The 23,372-nt window shown below is 68.0% G+C and carries 18 protein-coding genes; 9 read left to right on the forward strand and 9 right to left on the reverse strand.

The window, feature by feature from the left end; all coding sequences use genetic code 11:
- The 5 genes from HZI36_RS24740 to HZI36_RS24760 form a co-directional block, all read right to left on the reverse strand.
- Window positions 1-2,130 (reverse strand): hydantoinase/oxoprolinase family protein, encoded by a 2,130-nt coding sequence (locus HZI36_RS24740; protein WP_179405307.1) that lies wholly within the window; start codon window positions 2,128-2,130, stop codon window positions 1-3.
- A 19-nt stretch (window positions 2,131-2,149) separates the two neighbouring features.
- Window positions 2,150-2,614, reverse strand: a complete 465-nt coding sequence (locus HZI36_RS24745) for an acetone carboxylase subunit gamma (protein ID WP_179405308.1) — start codon at window positions 2,612-2,614, stop codon at window positions 2,150-2,152.
- The gene (locus HZI36_RS24750) at window positions 2,611-4,611 is read right to left on the reverse strand and encodes a hydantoinase/oxoprolinase family protein (protein ID WP_179405309.1); all 2,001 of its coding nucleotides are present in this window, start codon (window positions 4,609-4,611) and stop codon (window positions 2,611-2,613) included. Before HZI36_RS24750 ends, HZI36_RS24745 begins: the two co-directional genes overlap by 4 nt.
- A 178-nt stretch (window positions 4,612-4,789) precedes the next feature.
- A complete protein-coding gene (locus tag HZI36_RS24755) occupies window positions 4,790-5,620 on the reverse strand; it encodes an SDR family oxidoreductase (protein WP_179405310.1) in 831 nt (276 codons plus the stop codon).
- A gap of 36 nt (window positions 5,621-5,656) precedes the next feature.
- A complete protein-coding gene (locus HZI36_RS24760; RefSeq protein WP_179405311.1) occupies window positions 5,657-6,742 on the reverse strand; it encodes a porin in 1,086 nt (361 codons plus the stop codon).
- Window positions 6,743-6,994: 252 nt separating this feature from the next.
- Between HZI36_RS24760 and HZI36_RS24765 the strand changes: the two genes are divergently transcribed.
- Together HZI36_RS24765 and HZI36_RS24770 are read left to right on the forward strand one after the other, a co-directional pair.
- Window positions 6,995-8,521: an FAD-dependent oxidoreductase gene (locus tag HZI36_RS24765; RefSeq protein ID WP_179405312.1), complete on the forward strand. Its 1,527-nt coding sequence runs from the start codon at window positions 6,995-6,997 to the stop codon at window positions 8,519-8,521.
- A 101-nt stretch (window positions 8,522-8,622) separates the two neighbouring features.
- Complete coding sequence (locus tag HZI36_RS24770; protein ID WP_179405313.1) at window positions 8,623-9,258, forward strand: LysE family translocator; 636 nt, start codon at window positions 8,623-8,625, stop codon at window positions 9,256-9,258.
- Between the two features lie 19 nt (window positions 9,259-9,277).
- Here the strand turns inward: HZI36_RS24770 and HZI36_RS24775 are convergent, their stop codons facing one another.
- Window positions 9,278-11,392, reverse strand: a complete 2,115-nt coding sequence (locus HZI36_RS24775; protein WP_179405314.1) for a phosphocholine-specific phospholipase C — start codon at window positions 11,390-11,392, stop codon at window positions 9,278-9,280.
- Window positions 11,393-11,584: 192 nt separating this feature from the next.
- On the opposite strand from HZI36_RS24775, the gene poxB reads away from it, so the two are divergent.
- From poxB to HZI36_RS24795, 4 genes are all read left to right on the forward strand, one after another.
- Window positions 11,585-13,306, forward strand: a complete 1,722-nt coding sequence (gene poxB / locus HZI36_RS24780; protein ID WP_179405315.1) for a ubiquinone-dependent pyruvate dehydrogenase — start codon at window positions 11,585-11,587, stop codon at window positions 13,304-13,306.
- A gap of 93 nt (window positions 13,307-13,399) precedes the next feature.
- Window positions 13,400-14,344 (forward strand): AEC family transporter, encoded by a 945-nt coding sequence (locus tag HZI36_RS24785; RefSeq protein WP_179405316.1) that lies wholly within the window; start codon window positions 13,400-13,402, stop codon window positions 14,342-14,344.
- A 218-nt stretch (window positions 14,345-14,562) separates the two neighbouring features.
- The gene (locus HZI36_RS24790) at window positions 14,563-16,119 is read left to right on the forward strand and encodes a DHA2 family efflux MFS transporter permease subunit (RefSeq protein ID WP_179405317.1); all 1,557 of its coding nucleotides are present in this window, start codon (window positions 14,563-14,565) and stop codon (window positions 16,117-16,119) included.
- Window positions 16,120-16,225: 106 nt separating this feature from the next.
- Window positions 16,226-16,663 carry a MarR family winged helix-turn-helix transcriptional regulator gene (locus HZI36_RS24795; protein WP_179405318.1) on the forward strand — a complete coding sequence of 146 codons (438 nt, stop codon included), beginning with the start codon at window positions 16,226-16,228 and terminating at the stop codon, window positions 16,661-16,663.
- A gap of 10 nt (window positions 16,664-16,673) precedes the next feature.
- On the opposite strand, the gene HZI36_RS24800 is transcribed toward HZI36_RS24795, so the two are convergent.
- Entirely contained in the window at window positions 16,674-16,964 is a 291-nt protein-coding gene (locus HZI36_RS24800) for a DUF4148 domain-containing protein (RefSeq protein WP_179405319.1), read from the reverse strand.
- A gap of 223 nt (window positions 16,965-17,187) precedes the next feature.
- The gene (locus HZI36_RS24805; RefSeq protein WP_179405320.1) at window positions 17,188-17,874 is read right to left on the reverse strand and encodes a TetR/AcrR family transcriptional regulator; all 687 of its coding nucleotides are present in this window, start codon (window positions 17,872-17,874) and stop codon (window positions 17,188-17,190) included.
- 25 nt (window positions 17,875-17,899) lie between these two features.
- Between HZI36_RS24805 and HZI36_RS24810 the strand changes: the two genes are divergently transcribed.
- A complete protein-coding gene (locus HZI36_RS24810) occupies window positions 17,900-18,994 on the forward strand; it encodes a DUF2855 family protein (protein WP_179405321.1) in 1,095 nt (364 codons plus the stop codon).
- 98 nt (window positions 18,995-19,092) lie between these two features.
- Here the strand turns inward: HZI36_RS24810 and katG are convergent, their stop codons facing one another.
- Window positions 19,093-21,267: a catalase/peroxidase HPI gene (katG, locus tag HZI36_RS24815; RefSeq protein WP_179405322.1), complete on the reverse strand. Its 2,175-nt coding sequence runs from the start codon at window positions 21,265-21,267 to the stop codon at window positions 19,093-19,095.
- Window positions 21,268-21,755: 488 nt separating this feature from the next.
- Here katG and HZI36_RS24820 point away from each other — a divergent pair, with 488 nt between their 5' ends.
- Together HZI36_RS24820 and dbpA are read left to right on the forward strand one after the other, a co-directional pair.
- A complete protein-coding gene (locus HZI36_RS24820) occupies window positions 21,756-21,938 on the forward strand; it encodes a hypothetical protein (protein ID WP_179405323.1) in 183 nt (60 codons plus the stop codon).
- Between the two features lie 14 nt (window positions 21,939-21,952).
- Window positions 21,953-23,350 carry an ATP-dependent RNA helicase DbpA gene (gene dbpA / locus HZI36_RS24825; RefSeq protein ID WP_179405324.1) on the forward strand — a complete coding sequence of 466 codons (1,398 nt, stop codon included), beginning with the start codon at window positions 21,953-21,955 and terminating at the stop codon, window positions 23,348-23,350.
- The last annotated feature ends 22 nt before the right edge of the window (window positions 23,351-23,372 follow it).

The following is a 23,372-nucleotide window of genomic DNA, read 5'->3' on the forward strand; positions in this document are numbered from 1 at the left end:
TTACTTGCGCAGGAACCACGCGCCGCCCTGGGCCGTCGCCTGATAGATCCAGCCCGGCTCGACGAGATACGTCGTCGCGCGCGTCGTGACGACGGCCGGCCCCTCGATCTGCGTGCGCTCCGCGCGCGCGCGATCGTCGTAAATTGCGGTGCGAAGCGGGCCGTCGTGCCCGACGAAATGGCAGTCGCGGTAGCCGACCGGCTCCGGCGGCGGCAGCGGATCGTCGCTGACCGCGAGCTGCGCGAACTTCACCGACGGCTGCTCGACATACGCGCACACGCGCAGCGTGTTGATCCGCACGCCCGTCTCCGGGCTCTGCGAGCCCTCGCCGAAACGCGAGCCGTAGCTCTCGTAGAACAGTTCCATCAGCGTCAGCACGTCGCGCTGCGTCTTCAGCCGCGAGATCGGCGTGACGACGGCCGTCTGCACGCGCTGGTTGCCGTAGCGCATGTCGAGCTCGAGCCGGTAGCGGATCTGCGACGGGTCCATCCCCTGCCGCTCGAGATCCTCCCGCCCGCGCCGCTCCAGTGCCTCGACGCCCTGGTTGAACGCGTCGTAGTCCATGAAGAACGACTTCGTATTCGGGTTGAAAAGGACCGTCCACGTGTTCATCTCGTGGATGTGCATCTGGTTCACCGTGCCGGCGCCGCACGCGGAGAACGTCGACGAATACGGCGGCGCGAGCACCTTCGCGATGCCGAGCGCCGACGCGATCCCGCACGCATGCAGCGGGCCGTTGCCGCCATAGGCCAGCACGGTGAAATCCTTCGGCTCGTAGCCGCGCGTGCGCAGCTCGGTCGCGATCCCGTTCGCCATCGACGCGTCGACCTGCTTCTTGATCAGCTTCGCGGTTTCGATCACGTCGAGGTCGAGCGCGTCGCACAGATCGTCCTGCATCGCCTGCTTCGCGCGGCGCGGATTCAGCGGAATGCGGCCGTTCGCATAGTTCTTCGGGTCGAGATAACCGAGCAGCAGGTCCGCATCGGTGACGGTCGGATGCTGGCCGCCGCGGTCATAGCACGCGGGCCCCGGATCGGAGCCGGCCGACTGCGGGCCGATCTCGACGGTCTTGTACATCCGCTCGTAGCGCGCGATCGAGCCGCCGCCCGCGCCGAGCGCGACGAGATGCACCATCGGCACGCTGACGAGCCAGCGATCGATCACCGGGTTGAAGTCGTAGAACTTCTGCCCGCCCTGCACGACGATCCCGATGTCGAAGCTCGTGCCGCCCATGTCGGTCGCGACGACGTTGCCGAGCGCCGCGGCCGCCGACAGGTATTCGCTCGCCGCGATCCCCGACACCGGCCCCGAGTGGACGGTCTGCAGCGCGTCGGTCGAGTTGAGCTGCGCCATCCCGCCCGAGTTGTGATTGACGAGCATCGGCTTCGTGTAGCCCTGCCGGCGCAGGTTCAGCTCGAGCGTGCCGAGCCCGTGATACATGATCTGATGCAGGAACGCGTCGATGATCGACGACGTCGCGCGGGAATACTCGCCCTTGCGCCCGACGACCTGATGCGACAGCAGCATCGGAATCGCGCCGAGCATGTGCGCCGGATATTCGTCGAGGAAGATCTCGCGCACGCGCAGCTCGTGCACCGGATTGACCACGCTGTTCGTGAACATCACGACGAGCGCCTGCGCGCCGGCGTCGACGAGCTCGCGGATGCGCAGGCGCACGTCGTCCTCGTCGAGCGTCCAGAACACCTGGCCCAGATAGTCGACGCGCTCGCGAATCTCGCGGATCAGCGGAATCGCCACGAGCGGCTCCGGCCGCGCCGCGTTCGGAATGTCCATCTGATCGGACTCGGCGAGCCCTTCGCCGTAGCCGCGCGCACGGGACAGCGGCACCGTGTGCTTGAAGCCCGTCGTGACAAGCAGGCCGACGCGCGGGCCCTTGCGCTCGATCAGCGCGTTCGTGCCGAGTGTCGTCGCGTAGCGCACGGAATCGACTTCGGACAACAGTTGCGACGGCGTCAGCTCGAGCTGGCGGCACGCGTCCGACAGCGAATCGTTGAAGCCGACCGCGAGATTGTGATGCGTGGTCAGCGACTTGCCTTCGACGCACTGATCGCCCCAGGCCACGAAGCAATCCGTGAAGGTGCCGCCGATGTCGACGGAAACACGTTTCATGTTCGATTCTCCCGGTCTGTCAGGTGGACGGCGCGTCGGCTTCGCCGCCGACCGCATGCCGGTGATGCGCGGCCGCATGCAATGCACGCTGCAGCTTCACGCGTTCGAGCGCCAGGTCGGGCGCCTGCGCGGGCTCCGTCATCTCCGGGCGATCCTTCCATTGCGCCTTCAGCGCGTCGATATCGAGGTCGATGTCGTGCAGCGGCGGATGGCCGGGCGGCAGATACTCGGCCTCGACGAGCACGCCGCAGCCCGGGCAGTAGTATTCGAGGATCCGGCACCAGTCCGGGTCCGGCGAGTACGTGCGCTCGTACAGCGTCGGATCGAGCAGCGGCTTGTGGATCTCGCGCGGATCGCGGTCGTGCACGAGCAGCCCGCGTTTGTAGTTGTCGCGCGCGCTGCCGTGCGCGTGGCCGCAGCGCCGGCATTCCCACTGCTCGGTGCCGAGATCGATGCGCAGCGTTTCGGTGATCAGGACTTTCATTGCTCGTTCTCCTCGCCGCGGCTGAGCAGGATGTCGCCCGCGGAGTTGATTTCGAAGTGCCAGCCCGCGTCGATGCGCCCGGTGAAGAAATCCTCCTCGAGCACGGCCGGGCCGGCCGCGCGCACCGCGACGCCCTTCGGCTGATCCTCGACGCGATAGAGCGGCAGCTCGGCCTCGTGCCCGTCGACGACGACGAGGCGCGTGTCGCGCGTGATCGCGACCTGATGGCCGCCGTCGCCGAAGCGGCCGGCGAGCGTCGCCTGCGGCATGCGTTTCACCGCGGTCAGCGACACCGACAGCGTCGCGCCCGGCTGAAGACCGGCCGGCAGCGTCTGCCCGCGCAGCGCGTGCTCGACGGTCCGCCCGTCCGCGCCGGTCGCTTCGAGCGCGTAGATCAGCCGGCAGTCGTCGATCTGCGCGTCCTCGCCGAACATCGCGCGCGACGCCTGCGTGAACAGCGCGTCCATCGCGGCCGCCAGCGCGTCGTCGGTCGCGTCCGCGAGCGGCGCCGAGAAGCTGTGCCCGACGTCCGAGAAGCCGATCCCGTACGCGGAGAACACCGCCGCGAGCCCCGGAATCAACACGCGCGTCACGCCGATCGCTTCCGCGACGCGGCACGCAACGAGCGCGCCCGCGCCGCCGAACGCGGCCAGCGTCGTGTCGGGCCGGATCTCCGTGTACGCGGTGAGACTGTCGGCGACCTTCGCCACCCACGCGGCTTCCATCGCGGACAGCGCCTCCCGGTCGCCCATCTGCAGCGGATCGGCGACGTGCGCGCGGATCGCGGCGAGCGCGCGCGCCTTGTCGAGCGTCAGCTTGCCGCCGAAGAACGACGCCGGATCGAGCAGGCCCGACAGCGTGAACGCATCGGTGATCGTCGCCTGCGTGCCGCCGAGCCCGAAGCACGCGGGCCCCGGCGCGCTGCCGACGCTTTCCGGGCCGACCGCGATGCGCTCGCCGTCCGCGCGGATGATCGAGCTGCCGCCGACGCCCGCGCTGACGACATCGCACAGCGCGAACGACGTGGTCACGCCCTCGACGTTGCCGCGCCGGTCCGCGCGCACGCCGCGCTCGTCGACGACGCCGATGTCCGTCGTCGTGCCGCCGATGTCCATCGACAGCAGATGCTTCAGCCCGTAATGCGCGGCCAGCACGCGCGCGCCTTCCATCCCGCCGCGCGGGCCGGAACTGTAGGTCTTCAACGCGATCGTCTTCGCGACGCGTCCCGCGTAGCCGTCGTTGCGGAACACGAGCAGCGGGCTTTGCGCGCGCGCATCGCGCAGCTTCTGCTCGGCGCTGTACAGGAAGCGCTCCATCGCCGGATGCAGGAACGCGTTGAACAGCGTGGTCCAGGTGCGGCGCACGTCGTTCGCGTCGTCCGCGACTTCGTGCGCGTACAGGATCGGCAGCGCGCCGAGCAGATGCGGCGGAAAGCTGCGCAGCAGCTTGCGCTTCAGACGCTGCTCGACTTCCGCGCGCCGCGGACCGCCGATCGACACGACGAGCCGGTTCGCGCCCGACGCCGCAAGCTCGCCGACCGCGCGCACTACGTCCGCTTCGAACACTTCGCCGGACAGCGCGACCGCGCGCTCGCCGATCACCGCGTCGAACAGGCCGGCCGCGCCGTCGGCCGCGCGCACCTGCTCGACCGTGAGCGATCCGCCGACCACGAGCCCGAGCCGCGGCCCCTTGCGCTCGACGAGCGCGTTCGTGCCCTGGGTCGTCGAATAGCGGATCGCGGCGGTCGACAGCAGCAGCGCCTCGAGGTCCTCCTTGCCGTACACCGCTTCGGACGCCTTGCGCAGCCCGTCGAACAGGCACTGCGACAGATCGTGCGGCGTCGTCAGCGTCTTCGTGCGGACGACCTTGTCGCCGTCCATCACGCAGATGTCGGTCAGCGTGCCGCCGTTGTCGATGTTGATCAGGCGATGCCGCGCGAGCCGGGTGCTCCCCGCGCCCGGCCGCACGTCGCCGGTGGGTTCGGATGAAATGGTCATGAACTCTCTCGCTTCGTGAAGGGCCACGGAAAGAAAAGGGAATGCACGGTGTCTCCTGTCTGTCTGTTTGTTTGTTCGCGTTCGTCGTGGAATCAGTCTAGGCAGCGGCCCGGTTCGCCACCCCACCCGTTCGGGTAGTCGTGGGACATGGATTGCCCGCATCCGCGGGCGACATGCGTCAGACGCGGCCCGACGCGTGCGCGCCCGCGCGCTCGAGCGCCGGCTTCACGCTGTCGATCGCGCCGCCACCGTCGCACGGAATCACCGCGCCCGACACGTACGACGCATACGGTGACGCGAGGAACAGCGCGAGATTCGCGATGTCGTCCGCCGTGCCGAAGCGGCGCAGCGGCACCGCCGCTTCGGCCGCCGCGAGCTCGTCGTCCGTGCGTGCGATCAGCTTGCGAAAGCCTTCCGTTCCGTCGATCGGGCCAGGCGAGATCGCGTTCACGCGCACGCCGTACTCGCCCCATTCGAGCGCGAGCACGCGCGTGAGCTGGTCGATGCCGGCTTTCGCGGCGGCCGCATGCGCCTGATGGCGCATCGGCACGCTCGCCTGCGGTGCGGTGATGTTCACGATCGACGCGCCCGGCTTGCGCAGATGCGCGTAGGCCTGCCGCATCACGTTGAACGAGCCGATCAGGTCGATGTCGACGACCGTGCGAAAGCCGTTCGCCGACATCGCATTCGCTTCGCAGAGAAAGTTGCCCGCCGCTCCGGAGATCAGAGCGTCGATCGGCCCGAAGCGGCTCGCCGCGCCGTCGAACGCCGCGCCGACCGCGTCGAAGTCGCGCACGTCCCCGCACGCGCCATGAACTTGCGCGCCGTGAACTTGCGCGCCCTGGCCGGCGAGCGCGGCGAGCGCCGCGTCGACGTTCTCGCGCTTGCGGCTCGCGACGCTGACGTTCGCGCCGCATCGCACGAAAGCCTGCGCGATGCCGAAGTTGATGCCGGTCGTGCCGCCGAACACGAACACGTGACGGCCGCTGAAATCGATATCGAGTTGCACACTGTCCTCCTGCGTTGCGTGATGCGCCGGCGCGCGTCAGAACAAATGACGAATGCCGAGCGCGGCGCCGAACGTCGTTCCCGACGCGCCGAACAGCGCGCCGTTCGTCGACAGGCCCGTGTCCATCAGCCCGTGGTTGTCGACGAAGCCGACCTGGCCGTACAGCGAAGTCGCCTTCGACAACCCGTAAGTCAAGCCGGTCGCCGCGAGGATCGAATGGTTGTGCGTGTCGTTGCCGTCGCTCGTGTACCAGACGCCCGCATCCGCGAGCACGGCCGGCGTGAACTGGACGCTCAGGCCGCCGCCGTAGGTGCGGTTGTCGAACGAACCCGCGACCTTGAGGTTCGTGTACGACGCCTTCACGGTCAGGTCTCCGAACCGGTAGCTCGCGCCGACCGTGCGGCCCGAGAACGGCACGGTGCTCGGCACCGGCGTCGACGCGGCAGTGCCGCCCGCATTGCCGCTGTACATCGCGGCGCTGACGAAGAGCGGGCCGTACGTGTAATCGAGGCTCGCCGAATACTGGCGGCCCGCCTGGAAGTTGCCGGCGACGCCGCCGAGCGCGAGCATCGCGCTGCCCCGGAAACCGGCGATCGTCGGGCTCGTATAGGAGATCGCGTTCGCGTTGAAGATGCCGGTGACGAGCACGCTGCCGACATAGATCGGCACGCCGCTGCCGAAGTACGACACGTTGCGCGCGTCGGTCGAAATCAGCGACAGCACGAACGGCGAGAACTGAAGGCCCGCCTTCACGGTGCCGTAGTCGCTCGCGAGGCCGACCCACGCCTGACGGCCGAACAGGTTGCCGTTCGAATCGGCGAAACCGCCGTTCGTCACGTCGATCCCGCTTTCGAGCGCGAAAATCGCCTTCAGGCCGCCGCCGAGGTCTTCGGTGCCTTTCAGGCCAAACAGCGACGGCGTCATCCCGCCCGTGATCATCGAGAACTGGTGGCCGGCGTTCTGCCCGGTGACTGGATTGAGCGACTTGCTCGTATAAAGGAGCCCGGCGTCGACGATGCCGTACAGCGTCACGCTGCTTTGCGCGTGCGCGGACGATCCGAGCGTGCCGAGCAATGCGCCGGCCACGATGGCGATGCGTTTGCGGGGAGGATGTCGCGTCATCTGATTCGTCTCCTGATGTTTTTGCTGTTGAACAAGCGCTGCCCGAACGCGGCATCGCCTCGTAATGTCCATCGAGAGGCAGTGTAGGGATCGAGGAGGGGGGCGATCGCTACCCGTTCGGGTAGTTCGCGTGCATGGATTCCCCGGATCGGGGTCCGTACGCTTGGTTTGCGCGCCGCGTGATCTGTACCTTTTTCTTCGACACAGCGAGGCCGATAATGGCTGTATCTCCAGTGAGCAAGGAGACCGGCCATGACCGAACACTCTTCTTCCCCCGACGACCCCGACCTCACCCAGGGCGTGCCGCTGGCCGACATCGCCGACGGCGCGATGGTGACGGGCCACGTCGGCGACGAGCCCGTGCTGCTCGTGCGCCGCGCCGGCGCGCTGTTCGCGATCGGCGCGACGTGCACGCACTATGGCGCGCCGCTGGCCGACGGCCTCGTGGTCGGCGACACGATCCGATGCCCGTGGCATCACGCATGCTTCAGCCTTCGTCACGGCGAGGTGCTCGGCGCGCCTGCGCAGGACGACCTGAAATGCTGGCGCGTCGAGCAGCACGACGGCCGCGCGTTCGTGCGCGACGCACTGCCGGCGGCGCAGGCGCCGGAACCCGCCGCCGCGTCACTTCCCGCGTCGGTGGTGATCGTCGGCGGCGGCGCGGCCGGCAATGCCGCGGCCGACACGTTGCGGCGGCAACGTTATGCGGGCCCCGTCACGCTGTTCAGCGCGGATCGCGCGCTGCCGTACGATCGGCCGAATCTGTCGAAGGACTATCTCGCCGGCACCGCGCAGGCCGACTGGCTGCCGTTGCGGCCCGACGGGTTCTATGCGGATAAAGGGATCGACGTGCGCCGCGACGTGCGCGTCGTCAAGCTCGATCCCGCGCAAAAAACCGTCACGCTATCGGACGGCAGCGTCGTGACCTACGGCGCGCTGCTGCTCGCGACGGGCGCCGAGCCGGCGCGGCTCGCGGTGCCCGGCGCGACGTTGCCGCACGTGGCCGTGCTCCGCACGCTGGCCGACTGCGACGCGCTGATCGCGCAGGCCGAGACCGCGCACCGGTGCGTGATCGTCGGCGCGAGCTTCATCGGGCTCGAAGCCGCGGCCGCGCTGCGCGCGCGCGGGCTCGAAGTACACGTCGTCGCGCCCGAGGCGCGGCCGATGGAGCGCGTGCTCGGCGCGACGCTCGGCGACATGCTCCAGGCGCTTCACGAATCACATGGCGTGCAATTTCATCTCGAATCGACGATCGCGGAAATCGAAGCGGATCGCGTGACGCTGTCGACCGGCGTCGAACTGGCTACCGATCTGGTCGTGACCGGGATCGGCGTGCGCCCCGACGTGACGCTCGCGCAGACGGCCGGCCTCGCGATCGACCGCGGCGTGTCGGTCGACGCGTTCCTGCAGACGAGCGCGCCGGGCATCTACGCGGCCGGCGACATCGCGCGCTGGCCGGACGCGCGAACCGGCGAGCGCATTCGCGTCGAGCACTGGGTCGTCGCCGAGCGCCAGGGTGCGGTCGCCGCGCGCAACATCCTCGGGCAGCGGCGGCGGTTCGCGGCGGTGCCATTCTTCTGGACGCAGCATTACGACGTCGCGGTCAACTACGTCGGCCATGCGGAGCAATGGGATCGTGTCGACGTCGACGGCGATCCGGCCGCGCACGACTGCTCGGTCACCTACTGGCGCAACGGCACGCGGCTCGCCGTCGCCACCGTCGGGCGCGATCTCGCGAGCCTGCGCGTGGAAGCCGAATTCGAGCAGGAGATGCCTTGACGATGACGACGACGTTCAGGCCGGGCGATCGGGTGCAGCATTTGACGCTCGTCGAATTTCGTGGATAACTTGCCGGATCCACTACTCCCGGGAGCCCGAGCATGCCCATCCACACCTGGCTCGCCTTCGTCGGCGCGAGCGTCGTCGTACTGTTGATCCCCGGCCCGACGATCCTGCTGGTCATCGGCGATTCGCTCGCCAACCGCGGCCGCTCGACGTGGAGCACGGTGGCCGGCGTGGCTGCCGGCGACACCACCGCGATGTCGATCTCGCTGGCCGGCGCGGGCGCTCTGCTGGCCGCGTCGGCGTCGGCCTTCACGGTGCTCAAGCTGGCCGGCGGCTCGTATCTGCTCTATCTGGGGATCAAGTCCGTTCTGAGCGCGCGGCGCCTGCGCGACGACGCGCCCGACGCCACGCTCCCGATCCAGCAGAAATCCGCCCGCCGCCGCTTCCTGGCGGCCTGGACCGTGACCGCGCTGAACCCGAAGAGCATCGTGTTCTTCGTCGCGTTCGTGCCGCAGTTCATGTCGGCGGACCGGACCTTCGTGTCGCAGAGTGCGATCCTGCTGCCGACCTTCGTGTGCCTGGCCGCCGTCAACGCGTCGATGTACGCGCTCGCGGCGAAGGCGCTCGCCCATCGCCTCACCAGCGTGGCGGCGCAGCGTCGGTTCGGTTATGCGGGGGGCGCGGTGATGATGGGGGCGGGTACGGTTACGCTTGCGATGCAGGCGGGTTGATCAACGACGGATCGGCACCCTAAATCGCCTGCGTAACCGGCGCGGTCGCGGCCGGATCGGTGATCCCCGGCTTGCCGGTCTCGACGTGCCCGGCGATCCGCCGCCCCCACACCGGATTGCCCGCGACCGCGAACTGCAGGTCGTACCACCGGCTACTGCTCGACAGATCCCAGCGCACATCGACATGCCGCCCCGCCGGCACCGTCACCCTGCGCGCGGGCTGACCATACGCGACGTCGGTGACCGTCACCGTCAGCGTGGCCGTGCCCGCGTGGCTCAGCGTCACGTGCACATCACCCTTCACCGCGTCGTAGCGAACGACCAGATCCGGCTTCGCGCCCGCGTCACCCACAGCCGCCCCCGCAAAGCGCCGAAAAAACCCGTTCGGGCCGTACACGCTCAGCAAATAGTGCCCATTCGTGTCGAACGCCCACGTATCGGTCAGTTGCGTGCCCGCCTCGACCGTATAGCGACGCGGCATCGCCGCCGGATCACCCATGTAGACCCAAAAATGCGCCCCCTGCGCCCCCGTGTTCACAAACGTCAGCGCATAGCCCTGCGCCTGAATCCGCCCGTTCACATGCAGTTCATAAGGCAACGCACGCGCGGGCCGCGTGCCCGGCTCCTGCGCGGCGATGATCTGCTGCTCGGTGCTCGCGGGCGCGGACTGCGACGTCATGCGCGCACACTGCATGTCGGCCTGCGACACATACGTCCGTGTGCTCGGCAGCGGCGGCACGCTCGAGTCCGCCGTCGAGAAATCGAGCGCCGACGTCAGGTCGCCGCAGATCGCGCGCCGCCACGGCGAAATGTTGGTCTCCATCACGCCGAAGCGCTTCTCGATGAATTGCAGCACCGACGTGTGATCGAACACCTGCGAACACACGTAGCCGCCCTTCGACCACGGCGACACGACGAGCATCGGCACACGCGGCCCGAGGCCGTACGGCAAATTGTCGACCGCATACGTGCCGTGCTGCGTCGCGGTCACGATATCGTGCCGCTCGAGCGACACGTCGACGGTGCTCATCCCCGAGCCCGGCACCGTCGGCGCCTGCGGCGGCACGACGTGATCGAAGAAGCCGTCGTTCTCGTCGTACATCACGAACAGCACCGTCTTGCTCCACACGTCCGGGTTCGACGTCAGCGCGTCGAGAATCGTCGACAGGTAATACGCGCCGTACAGCGGCGTGAACTTCGGATGCTCCGAATACGCGGCCGGTGGCAGCAGCCACGACACCTGCGGCAGCGCGTTCGCCTGCACGTCGGCCTTCAGCTGCGTCAGCGTGCGCGCACTCATCCCGCGCGCCCGCAGCGACGAGCCCGCCGGCGCGTTCACGAAGTTCTCGAAGCACGCGAGCATGTTCGTGCCGAAGTTGCCGGTGAAGTTGTCGAAGCCGGTGCCCTGCTGATAGATCTGCCACGAAATCCCTGCGGCTTCGAGACGCTCCGGGTACGTGGTCCACGTGAACGGCGGCAGCTTCAGCGCATCGAACCCATTGTCGATGTAGTCGGTGTTGTCGAGCAGCGGCCCGCCGCCAGTGCCGAGCGGATCGACCGTCCCCGTCATCAAAACCATCCGGTTCGGATGCGTGTTGCCCGGGATCGAGCAGAAATAGTGATCGCAGATCGTGAACGCGTCGGCGAGCGCGTAATGAAACGGAATGTCGTCGCGAACGTGATAGCCCATCGTCATGTCCGTCTTCCGCGCGGGCCACTTGTCCGCGCGGCCGCCGTCGATCGCGCCGTGCGTCGTCGCCCATGTGTGCGGCAGCCCGCCGATGCACTGCGCGTTCACGTCCGGATTCGTCGTGTCGAAGCGAAACGGCGCGATCGCCTTCGACGGATCCTCCTGACGCGGCTGGAACCACACCGGCCGGCCGTTCGGCAGCGTGATCGGGAAGCGGTCGTTGTAGCCGCGCACGCCGCTCAGATGCCCGAAGTAATGATCGAACGAGCGGTTCTCCTGCATGAACACGACGACGTGCTCGACGTCCCGCAGCGTGCCCGTAACCGAGTGCGGCTCGACCGCAAGCGCGCGGCGGATCGATTCGGGCACGAGCGCGGTCGCGGCCGTCGCACCGGCGAGGCCGGCCGAGAACTTGAGGAAATCGCGTCGGGAACGAGTGGCCATAGGGAGATCCTGGTGGAATACGGACATCATATCGCGAGCCATTTGCTATATTTTTTGGGTGCGGCGACGCAGCGTCCTGCCGCTCGCCGTCTTCCTTCATCCGCGATGCGCGTTCCCCGACGAACGACGCGTGCCCCCGCCGGCACGCCTGCGCATCGGCCTTTCCGTCACCGAACGACACACGAGGGCATCATGGCAAAACAGACGATCGCGGGCTATCTGGCGAACACGCTCGCCGCGGCGGGTGTCGAACGCATCTGGGGCGTCACCGGCGACAGCCTGAACGGGCTTGCGTTCAGCCTGAGCCAGCTCGGCTCGATCCGCTGGATGCACACGCGCCACGAGGAAAGCGCCGCGTTCGCGGCGGGCGCGGACGCCGCGTCGTCGGGCAAGCTCGCGGTCTGCGCGGGCAGCTGCGGCCCCGGCAATCTGCATCTGATCAACGGCCTCTACGATTGCCACCGCAATCATCAGCCGGTGCTCGCGATCGCCGCGCACATTCCGTCGACCGAGATCGGCCTCGGCTACTTCCAGGAGACCCATCCGCAGGAACTGTTCCGCGAATGCAGCCATTTCGCGGAGCTCGTGACGAACGCGTCGCAGTTTCCGCGCGTACTCGCGCGCGCAATGCGCACCGCGATCGACGAGCGCGGCGTCGCGGTGATCGTGCTGCCCGGCGACGTCGCGCTCGCCGACGGCCCGGACGAAACGCCGGCGTGGAGCGCCTGCGCGCCGCCGTCGATCGTGCCCGCGGGCGCGGACCTCGACCGGCTCGCCGAGCTGCTGAACGGCGCCCACGCGGTCACGCTGCTGTGCGGCAGCGGCACGCAGGGCGCGCACGACGAGGTCGTCGCGCTCGCGGACACGCTCGGCGCGCCGGTCGTCCATGCGCTGCGCGGCAAGCCGTTCGTCGAATGGGACAATCCGTTCGACGTCGGGATGACCGGCCTGATCGGCTTCAGCTCCGGCTATCACGCGATGCAATCGTGCGACACGCTGCTGATGATCGGCACCGATTTTCCGTATCGCGCGTTCTATCCGCCCCACGCGAAGATCGCGCAGATCGACCGGAAAGGCTCGCAGCTCGGGCACCGCGCGCCACTCGCGGTCGGCCTCGTCGGCACCGTGAAGGAGACGCTGCAGGCGCTGCAGCCGCGCGTCACGCGCAAGACCGACCGCACATTCCTCGACAACGCGCGCAAGCACTACGCGGCCGCGCGCAAGGCGCTCGACGATCTCGCAGTGCCGTCGGGGCCAGGCAAGCCCGCGCATCCGCAATACCTGACGAAGCTCGTCGACGAACTCGCGGCGGCCGACGCGATCTTCACCGCCGACGTCGGCACGCCGACGCTGTGGGCCGCGCGCTATCTGACGATGAACGGCCAGCGGCAGCTTCACGGCTCGTTCAATCACGGGTCGATGGCGAACGCGATGCCGCAGGCGCTCGGCGCGCAGGCGGCGAACCCGGGGCGTCAGGTGGTGTCGCTGTCCGGCGACGGCGGGCTGTCGATGCTGCTCGGCGATCTGCTGAGCGCGCGGCAACTGAACCTGCCGATCAAGATCGTCGTGTTCAACAACAGCCTGCTCGGCTTCGTGTCGATGGAGCTGAAGGCGGCCGGCTACGTCGATACGAACGTCGATCTGAGCGCGACGGATTTCGCGGCGATCGCGAAGGGCGCGGGCATCTTCAGCGTGCGCGTCGAGCATTCGGAGAACATCGCGGCCGCGCTGCGGGCCGCGTTCAGGCACGACGGGCCCGCGCTGATCGACGTCGTCACGTCGAAGTACGAGCTCGCGATGCCGCCGAAGATCGAGCTCGCGCACGCGAAGGGCTTCAGCCTGTTCATGCTGCGCGCGATCCTGAGCGGACGCGGCGACGAGATCGTCGAGCTCGCGAAGACGAATCTGCGGTGAGGTCGGGCGACGCCGGAGTATCGAAACAAGTATTGGACGATCCGGCCACGTCACACTACGATTGCCGGCTTGTCACAGGCATGGATCACCCGGATGTTGTCGACTCTCGAGATTCTCCTTCCCGTCTTCGCGCTGATTTTCGCGGGCTTCGCGTGCCGGCGGCGCGGGCTGTTCGGCCCGCACGCCGCGTCGGAGCTGAACCGTTTCGTCGTGTGGCTCGCGCTGCCGGCGCTGCTGTTCCACACGATGGCGCACGCGACGTGGGCGCAGCTCTACCAGCCCGCGTTCATCGCGGCGTTCTCGGCGGCATGCGCGGTGACGTTCCTGCTGATGCTCGCGTCGCGGCTCGTCGCCGGCCGCCATCTCGCCGACGCGAGCATCGACGCGATCGCGGCCGCGTATCCGAACACCGGCTATCTCGGCTTCCCGCTGTGCCTGATCGCGTTCGGCACGAGCAGCCTGACGCCGACGACGATTGCGACGATCATCGTCGCGTGCGTGCTGTTCGCGTCCGCGATCGTGCTGATCGAGATCGGGCTGCAGACCGAGCGCGCGCCGCACAAGCTCGGCCTCAAGGTGATCGCGTCGCTCGCGCGCAATCCGCTGATCTTCTCGCCGCTCGCGGGCGTCGCGGTCGCCGCCGCGCACGTGCCGATCGCCGGCAGCGTGGAGACGCTGCTGAAGCTGCTGAGCGGCGCCGCGAGCCCGTGCGCGCTCGTCAGCCTCGGCGCGTTTCTCGCGGAAAAGCGCGCGGCCACGGATACTCCGCCGCGCGGCGCGTGGATGCTGACCGGCGTGAAGCTCGTCGTTCAGCCGGCGCTGTCGTGGTGGCTCGCGGCGCGCGTGTTCGCGATGCCGTCGTCGCTCGTCGGGATGACCGTCGTGCTCGCCGCGCTGCCGACCGGCACCGGGCCGTACATGCTCGCGGAGTTCTATCGGCGCGAAGGACAGATCGCGTCGCGGACCATTCTGCTGTCGACGCTCGGGTCGCTCGTCACGCTATCGGTGCTGCTCGCTTATGTCGGCCCAGCGCGATGACGCGGCGCGATACCCCACGCCCGCGCCTTGACTTTATCTGACTTTGCAGATAGCGTTCTGTCAGACAACTGGCGCTGACCGAAGCGAAAGCCGACGTCGCTCGGCCGCCTGCTGAGAAAGCGGCTGCACCCGTGATTTTTTGCCCATTTATCTGACATGTCAGCTATATGGCCGATTTTTCGCCGCCGACACCCTCCAACCGCCCGCAAGGATCCGCGATGAACCCGTCCACCCCCGCCCCGGCGCCGCTGACCGGCGCCCGCTTCGCGATCGGCACGTTCGCCGTCGCGCTCGCCACCTTCATGAACGTGCTCGATTCGTCGATCGCGAACGTCGCGATTCCGACGATCTCGGGCAATCTCGGCGTCTCCGTCGACGAAGGCACCTGGGTCATCACGCTGTTCTCGGCGGCCAACGCGGTCTCGATCCCGCTGACCGGCTGGCTCACGCAGCGCGTCGGGCAGGTGAAGCTGTTCGTCGCGTCGATCCTGCTGTTCGTGCTGTCGTCGTGGGCATGCGGGCTGGCGCCGAATCTGACCGTGCTGCTGGCCGCGCGCGTCGTGCAGGGCATCGTGGCCGGCCCGCTCGTACCGCTGTCGCAGGCGCTGCTGCTCGCGTCGTATCCGAAGGAGAAAAGCGCCAGCGCCCTCGCGCTGTGGGCGATGACCGCGACGGTCGGCCCGATCGCCGGCCCGGCGCTCGGCGGCTGGATTACCGACCGCTACAGCTGGTCGTGGATCTTCTACGTCAACGTTCCCGTCGGCCTGTTCGCCGCGTCCGCGGTCTGGATGGTCTATCGCGACCGCGACACCGGCGGGCGCAAGCTGCCCGTCGACAAGGTCGGCCTGCTTTCGCTGATCGCGTGGGTCGCCGCGCTGCAGATCATGCTGGACAAGGGCAAGGATCTCGACTGGTTCCATTCGCCGCTGATCTGCGCGCTCGCGGTGTTCGCGCTCGTCAGCTTCGTGTTCTTCGTGATTTGGGAGCTGACCGAGGACAGGCCGATCGTCGATCTGCGCCTGTTCCTCGGCCTCAATTTCTTCGGCGGCACGCTGGCGATTTCGGTCGCGTTCGCGGTGTTCTTCTCGAATCTGGTGATCCTGCCGCAATGGATACAGGAAGGGCTCGGCTATCCGGCGCTCAACGCCGGGCTCGTCACCGCGCCGCTCGGCATCTTCGCCGTGCTGCTCGCGCCGGTCGTCGGCAAGCTGATGCCGCGCACGGACACGCGCGTGCTGGCGACGCTCGCGTTCGTCGGCTTCGCCGGCGTGTTCTTCATGCGCTCGCACTACACGACGAGCATCGATCCGCGCACGCTGATCCTGCCGACGCTGCTGCAGGGTATCCCGACCGCGCTGTTCCTCACGCCGCTGACCGCGATCCTGCTGTCGGGCCTGCCGCAGGACAAGATCCCCGCCGCCGCCGGGCTGTCGAACTTCGCGCGGACGTTCGCGGGCGCGGCGGGCACGTCGATCGTCAGCAATCTGTGGAACGACCGCACGATCCTGCATCACGCGCAACTGGCCGAACAGTCGAGCATCGGCAATCCCGCCTTTTCGATGGCCGTCGCGCAGGTCCGGCAGACGCTCGGCGGCGGCACGTCGCAAGCGTTCGCCGTGGTGGAATCGGCGCTGAACGCGCAGGCGACGATGCTCGGGTTGAACGACATCTTCTGGCTGTCGGGCGTGCTGTTCGTCGTCATCGTGCCGCTGATCTGGATCACGCGGCCGGACGGGAGCGCGGCAGCGGCGGCGGCCGGCGCGGGCGGCCATTGAATGCGGCCGGCGGCGACGTTCCTGGAAGATTCGGATTTCTGCTTGAAACTATCTGACCTTGCAGATAGATTCCGGATCAATGAACCTCAGGAATCAGGAATCGCCGATGGACCACTACACGCCCCAGACCTTCTCCGTGACCGAGAGCATCGGGTTTCTGCTGAACAAGGCCCGCAACCTGGTCACGGCGGAGGTGGATGCGGCGCTCAAGGCGTTCGACATCACGGGCCAGCAGATGGGCATCGTGCTGTCGATTCGCGCCGGTCTGGCGGGCACGCCGTTCGAGCTGTCGAAGCTGCTCGCGATCGACACCGGGCTGATGACCCGCCTGCTCGACAAGCTCGAGACGAAGGAGTTGCTGGAACGCTCGCGCAGCGACGAGGATCGCCGGGTCGTCAATCTGGCGCTGACCGGCAAGGGCCGGAAGCTGGCCGACCAGCTTCCGGCGCTCGCGCAGGGCGTGCTGAACGCGCGGCTGGAGAAGTTCAGCAAGGCCGAATTCGAACAGCTAGGCCAGTTGCTGCACAAGTTCATCGGGGAATGACGCGTAGCCCTTACTGGGCCTCCCGCGACGTCGCACCGACCATGCTGCTCCGTTCGCCATGCGCGATCGCATACAGCTCGCGATTACGCGCGACCGTCCGGTCGCTCGGCGGATAGTCGCCGTCCGTCGTCGGCACGAGGCCTTCGCGCTCCGCGCCGATCAGATCGGCCATCACTTGCGCGCGAGTCAGGCCGGGTTGATCCGGGTCCGCCGGTGCCGTCTGCGCGAGCGCGAACGCCGGCACGCTCGCCGCGATCGCGGCAATCGCCCACAGCCCCGCCGCCATCAGTTTCCGTTTCATGATGCGATTCCCCAATGATGAGTGATCGAGCGCGCGGCATGCGGCCCGACCTGTTCATTGTGCTAAACGGAATTGGCGCGACGCTAACCGCAAAATGGCAGTTCCGACATCTGCGCTCGCATGCGAATGACGGCGGCGTCAGCTTCGCATCAGCCCGGCGACAGCGGACGTGGTCCGCGGATGCGTTTCAATCGAATGGAAACGAATGCGCGTGTCGTCCGGGTCATCGGTCGTCGCCGGATAGCCGCCACAGGCAGAGCGCCTGCATCGTTCGCTGAAATTTCACCGCGTCGAATGCCGGCTCGCCGAGCAGCAGCGCATAGCGCCACGCCCCCCAGACCGTCAGAAACAGCTCGCGCGCGACCGTGCGCGAATCCTCGGCATCGACGCGCCCGTCCTCGTCGATCCAGCCGGCCCACGCGTCGGCGAAAGCCGCGAACATGCGCCGATGCGCGTTGCGGTTCGCGACGCGGTGCTCGAGATCGCCGAGCGCCGGAAAGAGCGGCGGCAACGCGACATCGTCCACCGCGATCGTGATCGCGACCATCCGCTCGATGCGCGCGCGCCGATCGAGCGTCGCGCATTCGGCGCGCTCGCGCGCGAGGCGTTCGAGCCGCGCGTCGAGCGCATGGCGGATGTAGCCCGACAGAATGCCCTCGCGGTTCGGGAAATATTCGTAGATCGCGCCGACCGAATAGCCGGTTTCGTCGGATAGCGCGCGCATCGTCACCGCGTCCCAGCCGTCGCGCAGCCAAATCCGAACGAGCCCGTCGTAAATCGCGGCGACGGTGAATTTCGCGCGCGCCTGTTTCGGCCGTTTGCTCGGCGCGGCGGGCGTTGTCGTCGGGTCCGCCTGCCGCGCGGACTTTCCGAACACGCGGCCGCGCGATCCGTCGTATTTTTCTGTCATGACGCTTTCGGAACGGAGAGAAACGATGACCCGGATTTTTCGCGTGGAATCGCTAAAAAGCAATCTCGGCGTCGCCGAGACGGTCGAGCTGAGCGCACCGCCGTTGCGCGACGGCGACGTACTCGTGCGCATCGAGCGCTTCGCGCTGACGACGAACAACATGACCTACGCGGTATACGGCGACGCGATCGGCTACTGGAACCTGTTTCCCGCGAGCCTCGCCGGATACGGCTGCATGCCGGTCTGGGGCTTTGCGACCGTCGTCGCGTCGCGCGCGCCGGACGTCGCGGTCGGGCGCCGCGTGTTCGGCTATTTCCCGATCGCGACACATCTGACGATGCAGCCCGCGCAGGTCACGTCGCGCAGCTTCGTCGACGGCGCACCGCATCGCTCGGGCACGCCGAAGGTCTACAACCTGTACGAGTTCCAGCCCGATCACGCCGATCCGCGCATGGACAGCCTCGTGTCGATCTTTCGCGCGCTGTTCATCACGTCGTATACGGCGGCGGATTATCTGCGCGAGCGCGCGTTTTTCGGCGCCGAGCAGTTCGTGATCTCGAGCGCGTCGAGCAAGACCGCCTACGGGGTCGCGCACTGCCTCGCGGATGTGCCGGCGCGCAAGATCGCGCTGACGTCGGCGCGCAACCGGCCGTTCGTCGAACGTCTCGGCTGCTACGACGCCGCATTCGATTACGCCGATTGCGTGTCGATCGATGCAACGAAGAAAACGGTCTACATCGATCTGTCCGGTGACGGCAGCCTGCGCCGCAGCGTGCACGCGCATCTCGGCGACAAGCTCGCGTTCGACTGCCTGGTCGGATCGACGCAGGCGACCGGCTTTCCCGAGAGGGACCCGACACTGCCGGGCCCGGCGCCGGTGTTCTTCTTCGCCGCGCTGCAGCTCGACGCGTACAAGGCCGCCGGCCAGTCGCGCGCGTTCATGGAACGCTACGCGCGCGACGAGCGCGCGTTTCTGGGGCGCATCGCGCGGCCGGATGCGCAGTGGATGCGGATGGTCGAGCACGTCGGGCTCGACGATGCCGGCGCGGTCATCGCCGGGTTGCATGACGGGACGACCGATCCTTCGGTCGGCCATGTTTTCGTCGACGCGGCGGCTTGATCCGCCGGCATCGGCGTGCCCGGGGCCGCGCGCCACACGCACCACACGCTGCCCCGCCACATCGCCGGGCGGCGCCCTTCGGCGCCGCCCGCGTCGCATCACGCGAGATCGAAGCGATCGAGGTTCATCACCTTGTCCCACGCGGCGACGAAGTCACGCACGAACTTCTCCTGCGCGTCAGCGCACGCGTAGACCTCGGCGAGCGCCCGCAGCTCCGAGTTCGACCCGAACACGAGATCGACGCGCGTGCCGGTCCACCGGACCGCGCCCGTCGCGCGATCGCGCCCTTCGAACACGTCGTTCGCGTCCGACACCGGCTTCCACTCGGTGCCCATGTCGAGCAAGTTCACGAAGAAGTCGTTGGTCAGCGCGTCCGGCCGTTTCGTGAAGACGCCGTGCGGCGTCTGCCCGGCGTTCGCGCCCAGCATGCGCAGCCCGCCGACCAGCACCGTCATTTCAGGCGCGGTCAGCGTCAGCAACTGCGCCTTGTCGATCAGCAGCGCCTCGGCCGGCACCGTGTACTTGCCCAACAGGTAGTTGCGGAAACCGTCCGCGACCGGCTCCAGCACGGCCATCGACAGCGGGTCGGTCTGCTCCTGCGACGCATCCATCCGGCCGGGCGCGAACGGCACCGTCACCGCGTGACCGGCGTTCTTCGCGGCCTGCTCGACACCCGCGCAGCCGGCCAGCACGATCAGGTCGGCGAGCGACACCTTCTTGCCGCCGGACTGCGCGCCGTTGAATGCCTGCTGGATGCCTTCGAGCGTCGCGAGTACCTTCGCCAACTGGCCGGGCTGATTGACGGCCCAGTCCTTCAGCGGCGCGAGGCGGATGCGCGCGCCGTTCGCGCCGCCGCGCTTGTCGGAACCGCGGAACGTCGACGCGGACGCCCACGCGGTCGACACGAGCGCCGACACCGGCAGCCCCGACGCGAGGATCTTCGTCTTCAGCGCCGCGACGTCCTGCGCGTCGATCAACGGATGATCGACCGCCGGAATCGGATCCTGCCACAGCAGTTCCTCGGCCGGCACTTCCGGGCCGAGATAGCGGCTGCGCGGGCCCATGTCGCGATGCGTCAGCTTGAACCACGCGCGCGCGAACGCGTCGGCGAACTGATCGGGATTCTCCATGAAGCGGCGCGAGATCTTTTCGTAAGCCGGATCGAAGCGCAGTGACAGATCCGTGGTCAGCATCGTCGGCACATGCTTCTTCGCCGCGTCGTGCGCGTCCGGAATCGTCGCGCCGGCGCCCTTCGCGACCCACTGGTGCGCGCCAGCCGGGCTCTTCGTCAGCTCCCATTCATAGCCGAAAAGATTCCAGAAGAAGTTGCCGCTCCACTTCGTCGGGGTCGTGGTCCACGTCACTTCCAGGCCGCTCGAAATCGTGTCGCCGCCGCTGCCGGTGCCGAAGCTGCTCTTCCAGCCGAGACCCTGCTGCTCGAGGCCGGCCGCTTCCGGCTCGGGCCCGACGTGCGACGCGGGCCCGGCGCCGTGGGTCTTGCCGAACGTGTGGCCGCCGGCGATCAGCGCGACCGTCTCCTCGTCGTCCATCGCCATCCGCGCGAACGTCTCGCGGATGTCCCGCGCGGCCGCGAGCGGGTCCGGGTTGCCGTTCGGACCTTCCGGATTCACGTAGATCAGTCCCATTTGCACCGCGGCGAGCGGGTTCTCGAGATCGCGGTCGCCGGCGTAGCGCCTGTCGTCGAGCCATTTCGTTTCGGCGCCCCAGTAGACGTCGTCGTCCGGCTCCCACGCGTCCTCACGGCCGCCGGCGAAGCCGAACGTCTTGAACCCCATCGACTCCAGCGCGACGTTGCCGGTCAGGATGATCAGGTCGGCCCACGAGATCTTCCGGCCGTATTTCTGCTTGATCGGCCAGATCAGCCGGCGCGCCTTGTCGAGGCTCACGTTGTCCGGCCAGCTGTTCAGCGGCGCGAAGCGCTGCTGGCCGCTGCCGGCGCCCCCGCGGCCGTCGCCGGTGCGGTACGTGCCCGCGCTGTGCCAGGCCATCCGGATGAAGAACGGCCCGTAATGGCCGAAGTCGGCCGGCCACCAGTCCTGCGACGTCGTCATCAGCGCGCACAGGTCGTTCTTCACGGCGGCGAGATCGAGGCTCCGGAACGCTTCGGCATAGTTGAAGCCCTTGTCCATCGGATCGGATAGCGACGAATGCTGGCGCAGCAGCTTCACGTTCAGCCGGTTCGGCCACCAGTCGTGGTTCGTCGTGCCGCCGCCGGCGGCGTGCTGGAACGGACACTTCGTTTCGGTCGACATGTATCTTCTCCTGTTGATCGTGTGCACCCGGCACTCGGCCCGATGCGGAATCCGGGCGCTGCCCGAGAAAAGTATGGGTCCCTGAACTGCGTGCGGCAAATTGATCGATACGATGGCTGCGATAGGGTTGTGCAGCGCCGGTCGTGCAACGCGCATGCGCGCCAGCATCGGTGATGACGGGCAAAGCTGGCGGAAAGTTCACGGCCGATGCAGCGTGGAACGGTATCAGGTTCCGGCGGCATGCGTATCGAAGGCGGGGCCGAAAGCGAACGATCTCGCCCCGAAAACGCCGCCGCTGCCGACCGCGGCCCGCGTATCCGCTAGAATTGCGACGCGCGCGCTTCCAGCGCGCCGCCCGGCCCCTTTTCCACCTCGACGAACCATCAGGCTCACGACACCGCGGGCCGTGACCATGCAACGCAGCGCCCACGCGCTCGCTTCGCTCGAAGCGGCGACGACGCGCAACCGACATCCAGCCGGAGAAAACCGTGTTCACTTGCAGAAACCAGAGCTGCGGCACGCAGTGGGAGCTGTCCGACGTCGTCATCAAGGACGAAGGCCAGGGACTGCTGTTCCGCTGCCCGCTGTGCGGCGCGCGCAACTACGTCGAGCGCTTCGACGCCGACGACGGCACCGTCGTCTACGAACAGCTCGACGGCCGCCCGTTCTAATCCGACATCACGACATGACCATCGAACCGACCGCCCAACCCTTCAGCACACTGCCGCTCGCGCCCGCCACGCTCGCGAACCTCGAGCAGCTCGGCTACGTCGACATGACGCCGATCCAGGCCGCGAGCCTGCCGGTCGCGCTCGCGGGCCACGACCTGATCGCGCAGGCGAAGACCGGCAGCGGCAAGACCGCGGCGTTCGCGCTCGCGCTGCTCGCGCGGCTCGACGCACGCCGATTCGACGTGCAGGCGATGGTCCTGTGCCCGACGCGCGAGCTCGCCGATCAGGTCACGCAGGAAGTGCGCCGCCTCGCGCGCGCCGAGGAAAACGTGAAAGTGCTGACGCTGTGCGGCGGCACGCCGATGCGGCCGCAGGCGGCGAGCCTCGAGCATGGCGCGCACGTCGTCGTCGGCACGCCGGGGCGGATCATGGATCATCTGGAGCGCGGCAATCTCACGCTCGGCGCGCTGCAGACGCTCGTACTCGACGAAGCGGACCGCATGCTCGACATGGGCTTCTTCGACGACATCGCGACCGTCGTGCGCCAATGTCCGGCGGAGCGCCAGACGCTGCTGTTCTCGGCGACCTATCCGGACGGCATCGCGAAGCTGAGCCGGCAGATTCTGCGCAATCCGAAGGAAGTGAAGCTCGACGAGCGTCACGACGACACGAAGATCCGCCAGCGCTTCTACGAAGTGACCGACGACGAGCGGCTGCACGCGGTCGGCCTGCTGCTCAGGCACTATCGCCCGGTGAGCACGCTCGCGTTCTGCAACACGAAGCAGCAGTGCCGCGACCTGCTCGACGTGCTGCGCGCGCAGGGCTTTCATGCGCTCGCGCTGCACGGCGAGCTCGATCAGCGCGAGCGCGATCAGGTGCTGATCCAGTTCGCGAACCGCAGCTGCTCGGTGCTGGTCGCGACCGACGTCGCCGCGCGCGGCCTCGACATCGCGCAGCTCGAGGCGGTGATCAACGTCGACGTGACGCCCGACCCGGAAGTGCACGTGCACCGGATCGGCCGCACCGGCCGCGCGGATCAGGACGGCTGGGCGCTGAGCCTCGCGAGCATGGACGAGATGGGCCGCGTCGGCGGCATCGAGCAGGCGCAGAAACGCGACGTCGAATGGCATCCGCTCGCCGAGCTCGAAACGGGCAGCGACGCGCCGCTGCTGCCGCCGATGGAGACGCTGCAGATTCTCGGCGGACGCAAGGACAAGATCCGCCCCGGCGACGTGCTCGGCGCGCTGACCGGCGACGCGGGCTTCAGCGGCGCGCAGATCGGCAAGATCAACGTGACCGAGTTCTCGACGTACGTCGCGGTCGAGCGCGGCATCGCGCGCGATGCGCTGCGCAAGCTCAACGCCGGCAAGATCAAGGGCAAGAAGGTGAAGGTCCGTTTGATGGACGAATGACGACGACGGCGGCGATGGCAGC

The sequence above is a fragment of the Burkholderia guangdongensis genome, assembly GCF_013403875.1.
Taxonomy (GTDB): Bacteria; Pseudomonadota; Gammaproteobacteria; order Burkholderiales; family Burkholderiaceae; genus Burkholderia; species Burkholderia guangdongensis.